Genomic DNA, 15,988 nt, shown 5'->3' on the forward strand with positions numbered 1-15,988 from the left:
CTCAGGCGACGATCAGCGGGCGCAGGGTGCGGTGCGCGACCTCGAGCCCGGTGTGCACCTTGTCCTCGGTGCCACCCCAGACCGGGTCCTCGTGCTCGACGGACAGCACGCCGTCGAAACCGCCCTCGTAGAGCGTGTCGACCACCGTGGCCCAGTCGACGTCGCCGAGGCCGGGCACGCGGTAGCGCCACCAGCCCACGTCGAACGGGTCCTCCCGGACCACGGCCTTGCCCGGCCAGCCGTAGCGGTTGCGCTTCTCGGGGAACAGCTGGATGTCCTTGGCCTGGGCGTGCGGGATCCGGTCGACGTACGGGCGCAGGGCCTCGACCGGGTCGATCCCCATCCACACCAGGTGGCTCGGGTCGTAGTTGAGGTACAGCCCGATCGAGAACATCCACTCCCACAGCTCGGGGGAGTAGGCGAGGTTGCCGGGGTAGCCGTCGGGGTGCCAGCCCTCCATCACGCAGTTCTCGATGATCAGCTTCACCCCCTTCTCCCCGGCGCGGTCCACCAGCGGGGCGAAGACCTTCTCCGCCTCGGCCAGGTTCTCCGCGACCGACTGCCCGGGATGGCGGCCGACGAACGTGCCGACGGTCGGGCAGCCGACCAGCGCGGCGGCGTCGATGCAGGCGGCGACGTGCTCGTTGACCGCCCGCCGCTCGTCCGGGTCGGGGTGCAGGTTGTTGTCGTAGAAGGCCAACGAGGACAGCGTCAGCCCGTGCCGGTCGAACAACGTCCGGGTGGCGTCGGCCTCCCGGTCGGTGAACCCGGCGGCGTCGAGGTGGGTGGCGGTGAACGGCCGGGCGCCCAGGTCGGGCCAGGCCGCCACCTCCAGCGCCTCGTAGGCGTGCTCCGCCGCCCAGGCCGCGATCTCGGGCAGCGAGCGGTCCGGCAGGCAGGCCGTGAGGAATCCGAGTTTCACGAGGGCACCTCCACCCAGGTCGAGCTCTCCGACGACGTGATCACGGCGTCGGTCAGTGCGGCGGCGCGCAGTCCGTCGGCGAAGGTCGGCAGGCCTTCCGGTGCATCGCCGGCCACCGCCGCGTAGGTGTCCGTCACGAACGCGTTGAAACAGTCCTGGTAGCCCTGGGGATGCCCGGGCGGGAGCAGCGAGTAGCGCGCCGCGGCCTTCGAGGCGGCAGGGGAGCCGCGGTGCACGGTCAGGTTGCCGTCCAGGCCGCCGACGACCAGCGACTCCGGGTGCTCCTGGTCGAAGCCGTAGGCGGCCCGCTCGCCGTCGAGGGAGAACCGCAGGCTGTTGCGCCTGCCGACCGCGGTCTGGCTGACGACCAGGGAACCCGCCGCACCGTCGCCGGTCTCGAACTGCACGGTGCTGCCGGTGCCGCCGCCGGTCGTCCGGGCCAGCAGACGCGTGATGCGGTGGCCGCTGACGAACTCGACGAGGTCGCACCAGTGCACCCCGATGTCGGCGAACGCGCGGTGTGCCCCGCCCTCGGACTCCTCGCCCCGCCAGCCGGCCGCCGCGCCGCCCGCCTGCCAGTCCTGCAGATAGGCACCGTGGAGCAGGTGCAGCGGGCCCGCGTCCCCGGCCGCGACGCGGGCCCGGGCCTCGCGCACCGCCGGGTAGAAGCGGTAGGCGAAGGGCACCGTCGCGACGGTCGCGCCCGCCGCGGCGGCGAGCGAGCGGGCGTCGTCCAGGGTCGTCGCCAGCGGCTTCTCGCAGACCGCCGACTTGCCGGCGGCCAACGCGCGGCGGGCCAGCGGCACGTGCAGCGAGTTGGGGGTGCAGATGTGCACCACGTCGACGTCCTCGGCGTCGATCAGCTCCTCGCCGGTGGCGGCCGGGGCGAGCGCGCCCAGCCGGGCGGCCGCGGCGGCCGACCGTTGCGGCGAGGAGGCCGCCACCCGCGTCACGACGCCTCCCGCGGCGCGGACGGCGTTCGCGTGCACCTCCCCGATGAATCCGGCCCCGATGATCCCTGCTCTGATCGTGCCTGTCCGAGAGTGGTCCGTCATCACTTCTTCCGCGCCAGTGCCACCGCGACGATGATGATCAGGCCGCGGATGATCTGCTGCTGGCTGTTGTCGAGGCCCGCGAGGATCAGGCCGTTGTTGATGAGTCCGATGAGCAGCGATCCGAACAGCGCGCCGATGATGCTGCCCGCACCGCCGAACAGGGAGGTGCCGCCGAGGATCACCGCGGCGATCACCGACAGCTCGTCGCCGGTGCCCCACTGGTAGCGGCCCGATTCCAGGCGCCCGGCGTAGAGCATCCCGGCGACGGCCGCGACCACCGAGGACACGAGCATCACCGTGAAGGTGATCCGCTTGGTGTTCACGCCGCTGTACTCCGCGGCGACCCGGTTGCCGCCGGTGGCGAGCACCTGGCGCCCGTAGCGGGTCTTGGCCAGCACCACCGCGCCGATCGCGACGGCGATCACCGTCCACACCAGCAGGCCGGGGACCGGGCCGATGTTGCCGCCACCGAAGATCGCGTTGAAGGTGTCGTCGAGGATCGGTACCGGTGCCGAGGTCGTGATGAACTGCGCGAGCCCGAACGCGATGCCGAGCATCGCCAGGGTCACCAGGAACGACGGCATCCCCAGGAACGTCACCAGGCCGCCGTTGACCGCTCCGATGATCACCCCGACCCCGAGCCCGGCCAGCACGCCGAGCCACGTGGAGCCGGTACCGGCGATCGCGATGGCCGCCACCACGCTGGCCAGCCCGGCCACCGACCCCACGGACAGGTCGATCTGCGCGGCCGCGATCACGAACGTCATCGCGACGGCCATGATCGAGATGATCGCGGTCTGCCGGAAGATGTTGAGCAGGTTGGTGCCGGTGAGGAAGCCGTCCCCGGCGAGGAAGATCGCGAAGAGCCCGAACACCACGACGAAGCCGATGTAGATCGCGTAGTCGCGCCAGTCCAGCCTGTTCAGCAGGCTCGGGCGGATGTCCGTTGTCGTGATCATTTCTCGACTCCCTGGATCGCGAGCTGGAGGGACTCCTCGTCGGCGATGTCGCGGCGGTCCAGATCCGCCGAGACGGTGCCGCGGCGCAGCACCAGCACGCGGTCGCTCACGGCGAGCAGCTCCGCGAGCTCCGAGGAGATGACGATGACGGCCGTGCCCGCGTCCGCCAGTTCGCGGATGCGCGTGATGATCTCGGTCTTGGTACCGATGTCGACGCCGGCGGTGGGCTCGTCGAGGATCAGCACCTCGGGCTCCTTGCCCAGCCACTTGCCGAGGACGACCTTCTGCTGGTTGCCGCCCGACAGCAGGCGCACGGCCCGCTTCGGCGAGCTGAGCCGGATCTGCAACCGCTCGATCAGCCGGGCGGCGAGACCGTCGCCCCGCCGGTCGTCGACGATCCCGCCCCGGGTGAGCCCGTCCAGGGCCGGCAGCAGCAGGTTGTCGCGCACGGCGTGCCCGAGCACCAGCCCCTGCAGCCGCCGGTCCTCCGGCACCAGCGCGACGCCCTTCGCGATCGCGATGCGCGGGTTCGTGATGCCGGCGGGCTCGCCGCGCAGCAGGATCTCACCCGCGGTCGGCCGGTCGATCCCGAACACCAGGCGTGCCAGCTCGGTGCGCCCGCTGCCCATCAGCCCCGCGAGCCCCAGGATCTCTCCCGCCCGCAGCGAGAACGACATGCCCTCCACGCCCGGGCCGGTGAGGCCGCGGACCTCCAGCAGCGGGTCACCGTCCGGCGCCCGCCGCTCCTCCCACTCCAGCGCGCTCTCCATCTGCCGCCCGACGATCGCCTCGACGACCTGCTGCGGCGTGACCGCCGCGATCTCCTCCGACAGCGCCACCCCGCCGTCGCGCAGCACGGTGATCCGGTCGCAGATGCGGTAGATCTCCTCCATCCGGTGCGAGATGTAGGCGACCGCCACCCCCTGCTCCCTGACCCGCCCGATCAGCGCGAACAGCGCCTCGGACTCGGTGCGGGTGAGGCTCGCCGTCGGCTCGTCCATGATCAGCACGCGGGCGTCGATCGCGAGCGCCTTCGCGATCTCGGTGAGCTGCTGGTACCCGGTGGACAGCGTGTGCAGCGGGGCGGTCGGGTCGAGGTCGACACCCATCCCGTCGAGGATCTCCGCCGTGCGGCGCACCATCGCGGCGTCGTCGATCAGGCCGAAGCGGCGCGGCTCGCGGCCCAGGAAGACGTTGCGCGCCACCGTCAGCGTCGGGACCAGGCTGAACTCCTGGAACACCATCCCGATGCCGGCCGCCTCTGCGTCACGCGGGCCGCCGAAGCCGACCTCGTGCCCGTCGACGGTCACGGTGCCCGAGTCCGGCCGGTGCACGCCCTGCAGGATCTTCATCAACGTCGACTTGCCCGCGCCGTTGCCGCCTGCGATCGCGTGCACCTGCCCCGGCTCCAGCACGAGGTCGACGCCCTTGAGCACCGGTGTGCCCGAGAAGCCCTTCTCGATCCCCGTCATCACCACGGTCATGAGAGGCCCCCCATCGACTCGACGACCGCGGCCGGCGGGTCGGTGCGGTAGACCTCGCGCCACGCGTCGAGCACGTTGTCGCGGGTCACGGGCAGCGCGTCGAGCGCGACGTAGGGCGGCGCGGGCTTGTCGAGCAGGCCGTAGGCGGCCAGCCGCGCCTCGGCCACGCCCTGGTCGAAGGGTCGCTGCGCGCCCAGGCCGGCCACGTACTCGTTCGACGCGAGCGCGATGGCCACATTGGGCCCGAGGTCCTCGGTGGTGATCGCCAGGTCGGTGCGGTCGATCGAGCGGGCCGCGGCGAGGATCCCCTCGGTCGGCACGTCCCAGACGCCCCAGATGCCGGCCAGGTCCTGGTGCTTGACCATCATCGCGACGGACGCGGCCTGCGCCTGCCCGGCGAAGTCCGGGCCGGTCACGCCCTTGCGGTCGACGATCCGGATGCCCGGGTAGTCGCGGGCGATGGTCTGCTCGAAGCCCTCGGTGCGCTGGCGGGTCACCTGGAAGTCGGCCTCGTGGTAGAGCACGCCGATCTCGCCCTCGCCGCCCAGCGCGTCGGCCATCAGGTGCGCGGCCACCACCCCGTTGCCGACGTTGTCGGCCGACACCGCGGACACGTAGTCCTCGCCTGCGACCATGCCCTGCGGCACGTTGTCCATGAACACCAGCCGCACCCCGGCGTCGGCGGCCTGCCGGTAGGCGCCCGCCGTGGCGACGGGGTCGGCCGGGATGGAGACGATGACGTCGGGCTGCCGGGCGAGCACGGTCTCGATGTCGGAGACCTGCCGGTCGGGCTCGAAGTTCGCGTCGGTCACGGCGATGACCTCGATGCCCAGCTCGTCGAACGTCTGGCGCAGGCCCGCGATCTGGGCGTCGGTCCAGCCGTCGCCGGTGTAGTGCATGACGATCGCGGCGGTGGCGCCCATGCCCCGGACCTGCTCGATCTCGGCGGGGGTGAGGGCCACGTCCTCGGCCCGGGCGGGCGGCTCGCCGTTGGGTCCGGTGGCGAGCACCTGCCCGGCCAGCGCGGCGAGCGCCTCCTGCGCAGGGGGGTAGCCGCGCTGCGGGGGCACCCGGTCGGTCGCGACGCTGCAGCCGGCGAGCAGCGCGACCAGCGCCGCCGCGGCCACCAGGCGCTTCACGTGCGGGCCCCATCGAGGAGGACACGGTCCAGGAAGGCCCGGCTGATCCGGGCGGCCTCGGCCGGATCGCCGTCGTAGGAGTCGAGCTCGACCACCAGCCAGCGGTCGTAGCCGACCTCGCGAATCGCGGCGAGCACGTCGGTGAAGTCGACGTCGCCCTCGCCCAGCGGGAGGAACACGCCATCGCGCAGGTCCTTGAGGTGCACGTGGCGGATCCGGTCCGGGAAGCGGCGGATCAGCTCGGCCGGGTCGCCGCCGCCCGCCGCGAGGTGCGCGGTGTCCGGGCAGAACCCGATGCGGGAGCGGGTGAAGATCTTCTCGACCTCGTCCGGTCCCTCCACGATCGTCGACAGGTGCGGGTGGTAGCAGGCGGACAGGCCGTGCTCCCGGGCGATGTCGTCGACGGTGTCCAGGGCCGCCGCGAGGCGGTCGTAGTCGCTGTCCGGGGTGCCGGTGGCGCGGCGCGCCCCGCCGCCGACGACGAGCTGCTCGGCTCCGAAGGTCCGCGCGAGCTCCGCGGCGCGGCGGACCCGGTACAGCTCGTCGGGCAGCGCGTCGTCGTAGACGAAGTTGGCGCCGGTGTAGACGCCGACCAGCGCCAGACCGGTCTCGGCCAAGAGGGCGTGCAGCTGGTCCGGCCGCTCCGCGAGGTCGGCGACGTTCCCGTCGAACATCTCCACGCCCTCGTACCCGGCCGCCGCGATGTCCCGCAGGGCGCGATGCATGTCGCCCGGCACCCGGTAGACGAGGTCCTTGACGCTGGTGACACCGGTGGCGTCCCCGGTGACGCCGCCCCAGGTGATCGAGTGACAACCGACGCGCATCGCGACTCTCCTTCTTTGGCCTGTCGCGAGCGAAGTTAAGTGTGGTCTGTACAAAAGTCAATGCTCTACGATCCGAAGACCGGAAGACGTCGCCTCGGAGGGGTCATGACCACCGCGGGTCTCGCCGCCGATCAGCTCGACACGCTCGTCACCGTCCTGGACCTGGTCCGGTTCGGAGACGCCCGCACCCGGCCGGAGCTGGCCCGTCGCTTGGCTCTGGGGCGCACCGTGGTCACCCAACGTCTGGCGCAGCTGGTCGACTGCGGCCTGGTGGTCGAAGGCGCGCTCGGCCCGTCCACCGGCGGCCGCGCCCCGCGTGAGCTGCGCTTCCGGGCCGAGGCCGGCGCGCTGCTGGTGGCCGAGGTCGGAGCCACCAGCCTCGCCGTCGGGCTCGGCGACCTCTCCGGGCGGCTCGGCGACCAGCGTGCGCAGCAGTGGGACGTCGCGGCCGGACCGGAGCGGACACTCGCCCGCATCGAGACCCTGTTCGACGAGCTGCTGGCCGCGAACCCGCCCCGCGCGTTGTGGGGCATCGGCGTCGGCGTCCCGGGGCCCGTCGAGTTCTCCTCGGGACGCCCGGTGGCCCCGCCGATCATGCCGGGGTGGGACGGCTTCGATGTGCGCGACCGGCTCGCCGCGCGCTACGACGCGTCGGTGTGGGTGGACAACGAGGTGAACACGATGGCGCTCGGCGAGCTGCGCGCGGGACTGGGGCGAGGCACGTCCGACCTGCTCTACGTCAAGATCGGTACCGGGATCGGTGCTGGCCTCGTCTCCGGCGGTCGGCTGCACCGCGGCGCCCAGGGATGCGCGGGCGACATCGGGCACATCGCGATGACCGGCACCGTACCCGGGGCCACGGAGCGGGTGTGTCGATGCGGCAACGTCGGCTGCCTGGAGGCGCTGGCCGGAGGCGCCGCCCTCGCCGCCGAGGCGCTCGACGCGGCGCGGTCGGGCCGCAGCCCCACCCTCGCGGCCCGGTGGCGGGAGACGGGCGCGGTGGACGCCGCCGACGTCGTACGGGCCGCGGAGAACGGCGATCAGGTGGCGGTCGAGATGCTCCAGCGTGCCGGTCGCCTCGTCGGCGAGACCCTGGCCTCGCTGGTCAACTTCTTCAACCCCTCGTTGGTGCTGCTCGGCGGTCGCATCGGCGGTTCCGGTGACCTGCTGCTCGCCGCCGTCCGTCAGGCGGTGTACCGGCGATCGCTGCCCCTGGCCACCCGGGACCTGCGAATCGTGCGCTCCGACCTGGGTGATCGCGCAGGGCTGATGGGTGCCGGGTTCATGGTGCTCGACGAGCTGTTCTCCCGTGAGCGGCTGGGACGCTGGATCCAGGCGGGCAGCCCGGCCGGTCGGCCGGAGCTGACGACCGACGTGCGCCGGTCGTACTGACGACTGGTCCCACCTCTTCACTCAGTAGCAGCGGGGTTGCGGGTGCCGCCCGCCAGGAGCGGGCGGCACCGCGATGGTTGTCAATGATCGAACGTGATCACGACAGGACGAAGCCCGCGTAGCCGTTCTCGGCCGACTCCCGGCACTTCTCGAGGTACATGGGCAGCCCACCGGGGTACGCCAGCAGTTCCCTCTTCTTGCCGGGCACGTTGGCGTTCATGTACCAGGAGTTGGCGAGCGGGAACGTCGTCGCTGCCGCGAGCGTGTCGAGATGGTCATGCCACTCCTGTTCCGCCTCTGGAGCTGCCTCGATCCGGGTCAGGCCCTTCTCGCGCATGTTGACCAGGCACTCGACGACCCAGTCGCCCTCGAGCTCGGCACAGGTGGGACCGTTGCAGAACGCAGACGGGCTCTGAGGACCGTAGACGTAGAGGATGTTCGGGAACCCGGCCGTCGCCCTGCCCAGTGCGGTGCGTGCGCCGTCGCGGAACACTTCGGCGAACGACTCGCCCTTGGTGCTGCGGACGTCGATGTCGGTGAGTCCGCCGGTGAAGGAGTCGAACCCGGTTGCAAGAACGATCACGTCGAATTCGTGCTCGTGGCCGTCCGCAGTGACGATGCCGTTGGGCGTGATCCTTTCGATCGGCGTCTCCCTGATGTCGACCAGGTCGACGTTGTCCTGGTTGAAGGCGTCGTAGTAGGTGTATTCCAGGGGGCAGCGCTTCGTCCCGAACGGGTAAGGCGGCACCGCGGGCGCGAGCTTCTCTGCCAGGATGGGGTCCTCGATGCGCGGAAGCGTCTTCTGCCGCCAGAAGTCGTAGATCTTCTTGCCCACCTCGGCGTTGAAGAACATGTCCGCGTATCCGCCGAGCCAGAGCTGCAGGCCCCCCTTGGCCCAGAGCCTCTCGCACGTTGCGTCGAACTCCTCGTCCGAGACCTCCGCGGTCGGTGTGAAGATCACGTCGTACTCGAGTCCGGCGAATGTCGTTTCGCGGTCCTTGAAGAGATCCGGATACCGCTGGCGCAGCTCGTCGTTTGCCGATGCATCGAGCCTCGGAGAGATCATCGGAAGTGCCGTGGCCGGCGTGCGCTGGAACACGGTGAGGTGGTCGACCTCCGGTGCGATCGACTGGATGACCTGCACGCCGCTGGCGCCTGTGCCGATGACCGCGACTCGCTTGCCCGTCATGTCGTAGCCCTTGGGCCAGCGAGAGGTGTGAAAGGCGTCGCCCTCGAAGTCCTCGAGCCCGGGAATGTTCGGGACGAGGGCCTTGGAACCCGTGCCCAGCAGCGGAAGGAAAAAGCGCGCACGCGTCAGGAGGGTCTCGCGGGTCCGCTCATCGCGAGACTCGACGGTCCAGTTGTTCGTGTCTTCATCGAACTGGGCGGCGGTGACGCGGGTGCTGTACCGGATGTCTTTGCGGAGGTCGAGCTTGTCGACGACGAACCGGAAGTATGCCTGGAGCTCTTCCTGGCCTGGGAAGACTTCCGACCAGTTCCACTCGCGCCAGATCCTCTCGTCGGAGAACTGGTAGAGCGTGGCCTCCGTGTCGACGCGGGCGCCGGGGTACTGGTTCCAGTGCCACACCCCGCCAGCGTCGGAGCCCGCTTCGTAGAGCTTGACGGAGAAGCCCAGCGACCGCAGTCGCTCGAGCTGATAGATCCCCGAGAAGCCGCCTCCGACCACTAGGACATCGAGCTCTTCGACGACAGACGTCTCCATCTGGGTTCCTTCCTGTCTGCGCTAAGGGCTTGAGCGTCGGGCGCCGGCCCAGCCTGGGTGGGATGTCGGTCAGGGCTATCGCTTGGTGACCTTGGTCACGAGGACATTGAAGCTTCTCCGAGGACGGTTGTCAATGAGCACTAACGTGAAGGCTCTTGCAGGCCTTGACTGATCGCTCGCCATTGAGCGATTGGAGCGGCACGTACGTGCGTCAATGTAGGCCGCGCGGTAACGAGCACTCATCTCATGGGGGAGAGGTCGGGCCGGCCGATGTCCATCCGCGCTCAGGCGCAGTGCGCGTTCAGGGGACGCGGGGAACCGCGGTCACGCAGTGGTGATGACGAGCAGGCGTTCAGCGAGGGACGGACACGACGCCGAGGATCGCGCCCGCCAGACGGGCCAGCTCGGGCTCGAGACGTCGGTCTGCCCGCAGGTGCGGGATGCGGAGGATGCCGTCGATGGTCGTCCGCGCCGCGTTGACCGCTGTCGTCGCCTCAGCGTCCGAGAGCCCCGGGCGGGCCACCGTGAGCCAGCGCACCCACTCGCCGACGTTGTCGCTGTCCATCCGGTTCAGACGCTCGACGACATCCGCCGGCAGGTAGAGCCGCTCCGTGACGTAGACCGAGGCCAGATCCGTTTCCTGAACGCCGAGCCGGACGTACCTGTCGACCAGGGCAGCGATGACCTCGCCGTCACGTACCGGCAGTCGTAGCGCTCGAGACGTCTCCAGCGCCAGCCACTCACCGAATCTGGTGACCACGGCGACCAGGAGGTCGGTCTTCGTGTCGAAGTATCGATAGAGCGCGGGGCCGGCCACGCCGGCCTCGCCACCGATGTCGTCGATGTTCGCCCCGCCGTAGCCGCGCCTGCGGAACGTACGTGCGGCCGATCGGATCAGCATCTCGCGCCGCGATGTCGGGAGACGATCGGCCAGTGGCGTGTGTTCGGGAGCCGGCTCCACCGCCGGCTGACAGTGGACCACCCGGACGCCCGCCTGCAGCAGGAGGTCTGCGAGGCGGGTGGGCGACAGGCTGGTGTCGTAATGTCCGGGGCTGGTCACGAGGCCGACGACGGCCCAGCTGCGCAGCTCTGCCAGATAGGGGTCGAGGTCAGGCTGCGCCGGCGCGACGCTGACGGCATTGACCCGATCTGCGATCCAGCGCGTTCGTATCCGCACCGCGGCGTAGTCCTCGGGGCCGAGGTGGCGAGCCTCGCGCTGCCACAGCAGTGAGAGGCGAAGGCTCTGCAGGGCAGTCTCGATCAGCATGCGAAGCCCCGCACGAAGGTCGGGCAGTGGCTCTTCTCCGAGCTGGGTGAGAATGTCGATGAGGCGGGTCTGGTCCTCGTGCACGACATGGGCCAGCAGCGCCTGCTTGTTCGTATAGTGTCGGTACAGGGCCCGCGCCGTGATGCCGCTCGCCTGAGCGATGTCATCCATCCTGACGGAGTGAAAGCCTCGAGCGGCGAAGAGGGCGCTGGCCGCCTCGCCGATGCTGGCACGTCGGGTCTTGGGCCGCCTGGCACGCGCGCCGTCCGACACGCCTGCACCACCCATCGCTCTACTCCCCGTGCTGCGGCCCGGGCGACATCCTAGGCGGTGGTGATCTCGGGCCGGGTTGCCGGGTTGATGCGCCGCCTGCGGCAACCCGCCCGAGGTCTCATGGGGCCTGCACGGGGACGACACCGCTGCGGCCGACGGACGCGGTGACGACTGCGCCGGTCGAACGGCCCTGGTGGAACTCCTCGAGTGTGGTCGTGTTGCACATCAGGTAGAGCGTGTCGAGCTCGAGGCCGCCGAAGGCGCAGGCGATCGCCCAGGTGCCCGGGGTGGGGATGTGGTCGGTGATCGCGCCGCCCTCGAGCACCCGGTAGAAGCCGCTGTCTTCACCCACGGTGAGTGCATTGCCGAACCAGACGCCGCCGTCGCTGTCCAGGGCGATGCCGTCCGGGTGGAACGTGTCCGGCAGTTGAGCCCAGGCCCGGAGGTTCGTGAGCGATCCGTCCGGGGCGACGTCGAAGGCGCTGATGCGATGGGTGAAGGTCTCGGCCAGCAGCAGCGTCCGCCCATCCGCGGTCAGGGCGCCGCCGTTGGGGAAGAGCACCTCGCCCGGGACGCGCCGCACGTGACCCTCGGGATCGACATGAGCCAGGTTGGTGGTGTGGGGGTCCTCAGTGCCGAGGGCGAAGCCGAAGTTGCCCACGTAGGCGTGTCCGGACGGCGACACCAGCATGTCGTTGCCGAGGCCGGTGGCGATGTGGCTGAAGTCCGCGTGCTCGGTGGTCGTGCCGTCGTGTGCGATCCGCAGGACCTTGGCGGGTGCCTGGGAGACGACCAGCAGCGAACCGTCGGGGAGGAATCCCAGGCCCGACGGCGTGCCCTCGACCTTGGCGACGGCCTGGTGGCTGCCGTCGGCGTCGAAGCGGAGTACCTGCTGGGCGAAGAAGTCGCTGGCCCACAGGTGTCCAGCGTGCCAGCGTGGGGCCTCCAGGAACTGGTGTCCTGTCGAGAACGGGTTGGTGGAATGGATCTTCATTGTTCCTCCTGATCCTGGATGGGCGCGGCGGACCGACGGAGTCGATCGCGCAGCTTGAACTTCTGGACCTTGCCGCTGGCGGTGCGGGGTAGCTCGTCGATCAGGACGAGGGATTCGGGGAGCTTCTGCATGGCGAGGCGGTGGTGCTCGCGGAGCCAGGTCGTGAGCTCGGCGAGATCCACGTTCACACCGGGCATCGGCACGACGACGGCGCAGGCCCGTTCGACCAGTACCGGGTCGGGCACCGCGACGATGGCGACGTCGGCGATCTTGGGATGTTCGAAGAGGTGGTCCTCGATCTCCTTTGCGCTGATGTTCTCGCCGCCGCGGATGATGATGTCCTTCTCTCGGCCGGTGATCTCGACGTAGCCGTCGGCATCGACGATCGCGAGGTCTCCGGTCCGGAACCAGCCGTCCGGGGTGAAGGCGTCCGCGTTCAGCGCCTCGTCCAGGTACCCGATGAACAGCTCGGGACCTCGCACCAGCAGGTGTCCGGGATCCCCGGACGGCACCGGCCGGTCCTGGTCGTCCACCACCAGGAGCTGTGCGCGGCCGATCGCACGTCCGTCGGTGCGGGCGCGCTTCTCGGGCGGGTCGGACATGTTGCTGCTGGTGGCGGTGGGGAACTCGGTGGAGCCGTAGATGCGGCTGACCAGGCAGTCGAGCTCGAGGGCGGCCCGTCGCACGAGCTCGGGAGGCACGTCGGCCCCACCACAGCCGAAGGCGCGCAGTGTGCGGGTCGCCTCGGGCAATCGGGTCGGATGGTGAACCAGGCCGTGCAGGAACGGGGTGGCCGCCAGCATGAAAGTGCAGCCGTGGCGCTCGATCAGCTCCAGGCCGGCGCCGGGCTCCCAGACATCCAGGAACACCACCGCACTGCCGAGCATGAAGGGGAGTTGCAGGCCGTAGAGGACACCGGTGATGTGGGCGACCGGGGACGGCATGAACACCACGTCGGAGTTCGTCAGGCCGAAGAACTCGATCATGCTTCGGTTCTCGTAGTCGAGGGTGTTGTGGGTGTGCAGGGCGCCTTTCGGGCTCGAGGTCGTCCCGGATGTGTACAACAGCAGTGCGACGGCGTTCGCGTCGTGCGGTGGCCGCCCGTCCGCCGCGGGTGGCATCGATGCCGCCGTGGCGAGGAAGGCGTCCAGGGCGACGACACCGTCCTCGGTCGGAGCATCACCCACCACGACCACCGTCGCCAGGTCCGGGAGCTCGTCCCGGATTTCGCGGATCATGGTCGGGAAGTCGAAGCCCCGGAAGGTTGCGGGGACGAAGAGGATCTCCGACCGTGCCTGCCGCAGGATGAACGAGACCTCGGAGTGCCGGTAGATCGGGATGATCGGGTTGCTGACCGCGCCGAGCCGAAGCGTCGCCTGGTGCAGCATCACCGCCTCGGCCCAGTTGGGTAGCTGCCAGGAGACCACGGCGCCGGGCCCGACGCCGTGATCCCGAAGGGCCGCGGCCCAGCGGTCGACCTCGCGGTCGAGGGCGCCGTAGGTCCATTCGTCCCCGCGGTCGACGAGGGCCAGGCGGTCCGGGTGGCGGGCGGCCGACTCCCTCAGGTGGGAGTCGACAAGGTTGCCCTCCCACAAGCCTGGCGCGGTGTGGGCAGCGACAAGCTCAGGTCGCGGGCCGCACCGGCCGGGTACGGCGATGCTCATGACACATCCCCGGGCTCGGCGAGACCTGCTCCGGCGAGCAGAGCGTCGCCGATCCGGTGCGCGAGCTCCTCGTGGTCTCCGTACCACCCCCGCAGCGCGAGGGCGCGCTTGTAGTAGAGGTGGAGATCGGTCTCGGTCGTGAAGCCCGCGCCGCCGTGCATCTGGATCGCGCTCTCGCACACACCGACCGCGGCTTCTGCCGCGTAGGCCTTGGTGACGGCCGCGAGCATGGGCAGGTCCTCCGCGCTGCTCGACACGGCGTCCTCCAGTGCGGCGTCGCACAGGTTCCGTAGCGACCTCGCCAGCGCGTACATGTCGGCGAGGGTGTGCTTGACTGCTTGAAAGGACCCGATCGGTCGGCCGAACTGCTCCCGGACCTGCACGAAGGCGGAGGTGTCTTCGACCAGCCTCGTCGCGATACCGGAGAGTTCGCAGGCCGCCAGGATCCGGGCCCAGGCGCGCAGCTCCGTCACGAACCGCCCGGCCGCGGAACCGGTGAGCACGGGCGTGATCCCGGCTCCGGCCGGCTCGGTGAAGGTGACCCGAGCGAGCCTCGCGGTCGGATCCGCGCTCGCGACGGGCTCGATGTCGAGTCCGGGAGTCTGAGGCGGCAGCAGGTACACGGCCAGCTCCCCTGCGGACTCGGCCACGGTGAGCAGTTGGTCGGCCTCCTGACCGAAGCGCACCGGCAGCATGCTGCCGACCAGGCCTCCCGACTCCACACGTACGCCGTCGTCGTCCACCGACCAGGTCCCGTTGGCCGCGGGGTCGACGAGCGCGACGACCGCGCCGGGCAGGTCGTGCCGGGGCGGCCCACTTCCGTCGATGTGGCGCAGAAGGAGCGCCGGGAGCAAGAGCCGCTCGACCATGGGGCCGGGTACGAGGTGCCGACCGAGGGACATCGTCGCGGCGCCCACGGCGGACAGTGGCAGCCCCACGCCGTCTGCGCTCTCGGGAACGGCGAGGGCGAACCAGCCGAGGTCGTCGATCTCGTCCAGGAAGGCGCGGTCCCAGCCGTGGCACTCGGCGAGCGTGAGCCTGCGCTCCGCGCCGTACGACCGCGCCAGGTAGGCGTCGACAGTCTGCTCGACCTCGGTCACGAGTGTGTCAGTCACGGGGAAGTCCCAGGAGTCGTTCGGCGATGATGTTGCGCTGGATCTGGGAGGTACCCCCGTAGATCGACGCCGCCCGCGAGTACAGGTGGTCGTGGGCCCAGCGGGCCGCGTCGAGGCCCAGGGGACGGCCGGACGGCGCGACCCGCAGCGGACCGAGCAGGTCGGCGATGGATCCGTAGACCTGCTGCTCGATGTCGTTGAGCAGGAGCTTGTCGACGGAGTCCTCGGGTACCGGGCCGGTATCGGCGGCCAGCCTGCCGATCGTCTTCCGGGTCTGTGCCTCGAGGACGCGCAGCGACACGTGGGAGCGGCCCACGGCCGACCGCACCCGGTAGGCGCGGCGAGGGTCGGCGTCGCGTGTCGGGCATGCGGACAGCTCGTTGATCGCGTCCTGCAGCGCCACCTCGTACTCCACGCGCCGCCGGAGCGTGTAGGCCGCGCGTTCGGTCCCGAGGGTGTGCCGGGCGATCGCCCAGCCGCCGTCGAGCTCGCCGACGAGGTTCTCGCGGGGCACGCGCACCCGGTCGAGGAAGACCTCGCAGAACTCCTGGTCTCCCGTCATCTGGGTCAGCGGCCGGGTCACGATGCCGGGAGACGACATGTCGACCAGGAGGTAGCTGATACCCCTGCTCTTCGGCGCTTGAGCGTTGGTGCGTACCAACATCGCGCACCACGAGGCGAGGTGCGCCCAGCTGGTCCACACCTTCTGTCCCGAGACCACGAAGTCGTCCCCGTCGATCTCGGCGTGGGTGCGCAGCGACGACAGGTCCGACCCTGCGTCCGGTTCGGAGAAGCCCTGGCACCAGATGTCCTCGCCCGAGAGCAGCCGCGGCAGGAGCTCGGTGCGCTGGCGGACGGTGCCGAACCTGTCGATCGAGGGTCCCACGACGTCGAGCCCGATGAGCCCGATCGGTTGTGGTGCGCGCGCCCGGGCGAGCTCCTCGGAGAACACGAGCTGGTGGAGGTGGGAGAGTCCCTGACCGCCCGCCTCGCGGGACCAGGCGATTCCGATCCAGCCCGCGTCGAAGAGGACGCCCTGCCACTCGCGCAGGACGCGGAAACGCTCCGTCAGGGACAGCGGGACATCCGGGATCCGCACTTCGGTGAGCCAACTGCGGCAGAGCGTGCGGTACTCCTCCAGCTCGGCCGCGAGGGTCGGGTCGACGGTCGTCGTCAT

Annotated in this window: 13 protein-coding genes; 1 reads left to right on the top strand and 12 read right to left on the bottom strand. The window is 70.4% G+C overall.

Features of this window, described 5'->3' with window-relative positions; genetic code table 11:
- Position 1: 1 nt before the first annotated feature.
- From H6H00_RS20135 to H6H00_RS20160, 6 genes are read right to left on the bottom strand one after another with little or no spacing between them, the layout of a single operon-like run.
- Complete coding sequence (locus H6H00_RS20135; RefSeq protein ID WP_185717293.1) at positions 2–922, bottom strand: sugar phosphate isomerase/epimerase family protein; 921 nt, start codon at positions 920–922, stop codon at positions 2–4.
- Positions 919–1,977: a Gfo/Idh/MocA family protein gene (locus H6H00_RS20140; RefSeq protein ID WP_185717294.1), complete on the bottom strand. Its 1,059-nt coding sequence runs from the start codon at positions 1,975–1,977 to the stop codon at positions 919–921. Before H6H00_RS20140 ends, H6H00_RS20135 begins: the two co-directional genes overlap by 4 nt.
- The gene (locus tag H6H00_RS20145) at positions 1,977–2,936 is read right to left on the bottom strand and encodes an ABC transporter permease (protein ID WP_185717295.1); all 960 of its coding nucleotides are present in this window, start codon (positions 2,934–2,936) and stop codon (positions 1,977–1,979) included. The genes H6H00_RS20140 and H6H00_RS20145 overlap by 1 nt, the downstream gene beginning before the upstream one ends.
- Complete coding sequence (locus H6H00_RS20150; protein ID WP_221775604.1) at positions 2,933–4,420, bottom strand: sugar ABC transporter ATP-binding protein; 1,488 nt, start codon at positions 4,418–4,420, stop codon at positions 2,933–2,935. Before H6H00_RS20150 ends, H6H00_RS20145 begins: the two co-directional genes overlap by 4 nt.
- The gene (locus tag H6H00_RS20155) at positions 4,417–5,559 is read right to left on the bottom strand and encodes a substrate-binding domain-containing protein (protein ID WP_185717296.1); all 1,143 of its coding nucleotides are present in this window, start codon (positions 5,557–5,559) and stop codon (positions 4,417–4,419) included. Before H6H00_RS20155 ends, H6H00_RS20150 begins: the two co-directional genes overlap by 4 nt.
- Positions 5,556–6,383, bottom strand: coding sequence for a sugar phosphate isomerase/epimerase family protein (locus H6H00_RS20160; RefSeq protein WP_185717297.1), 828 nt, complete (start codon positions 6,381–6,383; stop codon positions 5,556–5,558). The genes H6H00_RS20155 and H6H00_RS20160 overlap by 4 nt, the downstream gene beginning before the upstream one ends.
- Positions 6,384–6,488: 105 nt before the next feature.
- On the opposite strand from H6H00_RS20160, the gene H6H00_RS20165 reads away from it, so the two are divergent.
- Positions 6,489–7,775 carry an ROK family protein gene (locus H6H00_RS20165; protein WP_185717298.1) on the top strand — a complete coding sequence of 429 codons (1,287 nt, stop codon included), beginning with the start codon at positions 6,489–6,491 and terminating at the stop codon, positions 7,773–7,775.
- A 97-nt stretch (positions 7,776–7,872) separates the two neighbouring features.
- On the opposite strand, the gene H6H00_RS20170 is transcribed toward H6H00_RS20165, so the two are convergent.
- The 6 genes from H6H00_RS20170 to H6H00_RS20195 form a co-directional block, all read right to left on the bottom strand.
- Positions 7,873–9,498: a flavin-containing monooxygenase gene (locus H6H00_RS20170; RefSeq protein WP_185717299.1), complete on the bottom strand. Its 1,626-nt coding sequence runs from the start codon at positions 9,496–9,498 to the stop codon at positions 7,873–7,875.
- A gap of 352 nt (positions 9,499–9,850) precedes the next feature.
- Positions 9,851–11,038: a TetR/AcrR family transcriptional regulator gene (locus H6H00_RS20175; protein ID WP_185717300.1), complete on the bottom strand. Its 1,188-nt coding sequence runs from the start codon at positions 11,036–11,038 to the stop codon at positions 9,851–9,853.
- Between the two features lie 118 nt (positions 11,039–11,156).
- Positions 11,157–12,032: an SMP-30/gluconolactonase/LRE family protein gene (locus tag H6H00_RS20180; protein ID WP_185717301.1), complete on the bottom strand. Its 876-nt coding sequence runs from the start codon at positions 12,030–12,032 to the stop codon at positions 11,157–11,159.
- On the bottom strand, positions 12,029–13,696 hold the full coding sequence (locus H6H00_RS20185) for an AMP-binding protein (protein WP_185717302.1): 1,668 nt from the start codon (positions 13,694–13,696) through the stop codon (positions 12,029–12,031). The genes H6H00_RS20180 and H6H00_RS20185 overlap by 4 nt, the downstream gene beginning before the upstream one ends.
- Positions 13,693–14,811: an acyl-CoA dehydrogenase family protein gene (locus H6H00_RS20190; protein WP_185717303.1), complete on the bottom strand. Its 1,119-nt coding sequence runs from the start codon at positions 14,809–14,811 to the stop codon at positions 13,693–13,695. The genes H6H00_RS20185 and H6H00_RS20190 overlap by 4 nt, the downstream gene beginning before the upstream one ends.
- Positions 14,804–15,988, bottom strand: a complete 1,185-nt coding sequence (locus H6H00_RS20195) for an acyl-CoA dehydrogenase family protein (RefSeq protein WP_185717304.1) — start codon at positions 15,986–15,988, stop codon at positions 14,804–14,806. The genes H6H00_RS20190 and H6H00_RS20195 overlap by 8 nt, the downstream gene beginning before the upstream one ends.

The sequence above is a fragment of the Pseudonocardia petroleophila genome, assembly GCF_014235185.1.
Classification (GTDB): Bacteria; Actinomycetota; Actinomycetes; order Mycobacteriales; family Pseudonocardiaceae; genus Pseudonocardia; species Pseudonocardia petroleophila.

Coding starts and splice junctions, on each gene's coding strand:
- H6H00_RS20150 (WP_221775604.1), bottom strand. CDS start 4,420: ATGACCGTGGTGATGACGGGGATCGAGAAGGGCTTCTCGGGCACACCG.
- H6H00_RS20195 (WP_185717304.1), bottom strand. CDS start 15,988: ATGACGACGACCGTCGACCCGACCCTCGCGGCCGAGCTGGAGGAGTAC.
- H6H00_RS20145 (WP_185717295.1), bottom strand. CDS start 2,936: ATGATCACGACAACGGACATCCGCCCGAGCCTGCTGAACAGGCTGGAC.
- H6H00_RS20185 (WP_185717302.1), bottom strand. CDS start 13,696: ATGAGCATCGCCGTACCCGGCCGGTGCGGCCCGCGACCTGAGCTTGTC.
- H6H00_RS20160 (WP_185717297.1), bottom strand. CDS start 6,383: ATGCGCGTCGGTTGTCACTCGATCACCTGGGGCGGCGTCACCGGGGAC.
- H6H00_RS20170 (WP_185717299.1), bottom strand. CDS start 9,498: ATGGAGACGTCTGTCGTCGAAGAGCTCGATGTCCTAGTGGTCGGAGGC.
- H6H00_RS20165 (WP_185717298.1), top strand. CDS start 6,489: ATGACCACCGCGGGTCTCGCCGCCGATCAGCTCGACACGCTCGTCACC.
- H6H00_RS20180 (WP_185717301.1), bottom strand. CDS start 12,032: ATGAAGATCCATTCCACCAACCCGTTCTCGACAGGACACCAGTTCCTG.
- H6H00_RS20140 (WP_185717294.1), bottom strand. CDS start 1,977: ATGACGGACCACTCTCGGACAGGCACGATCAGAGCAGGGATCATCGGG.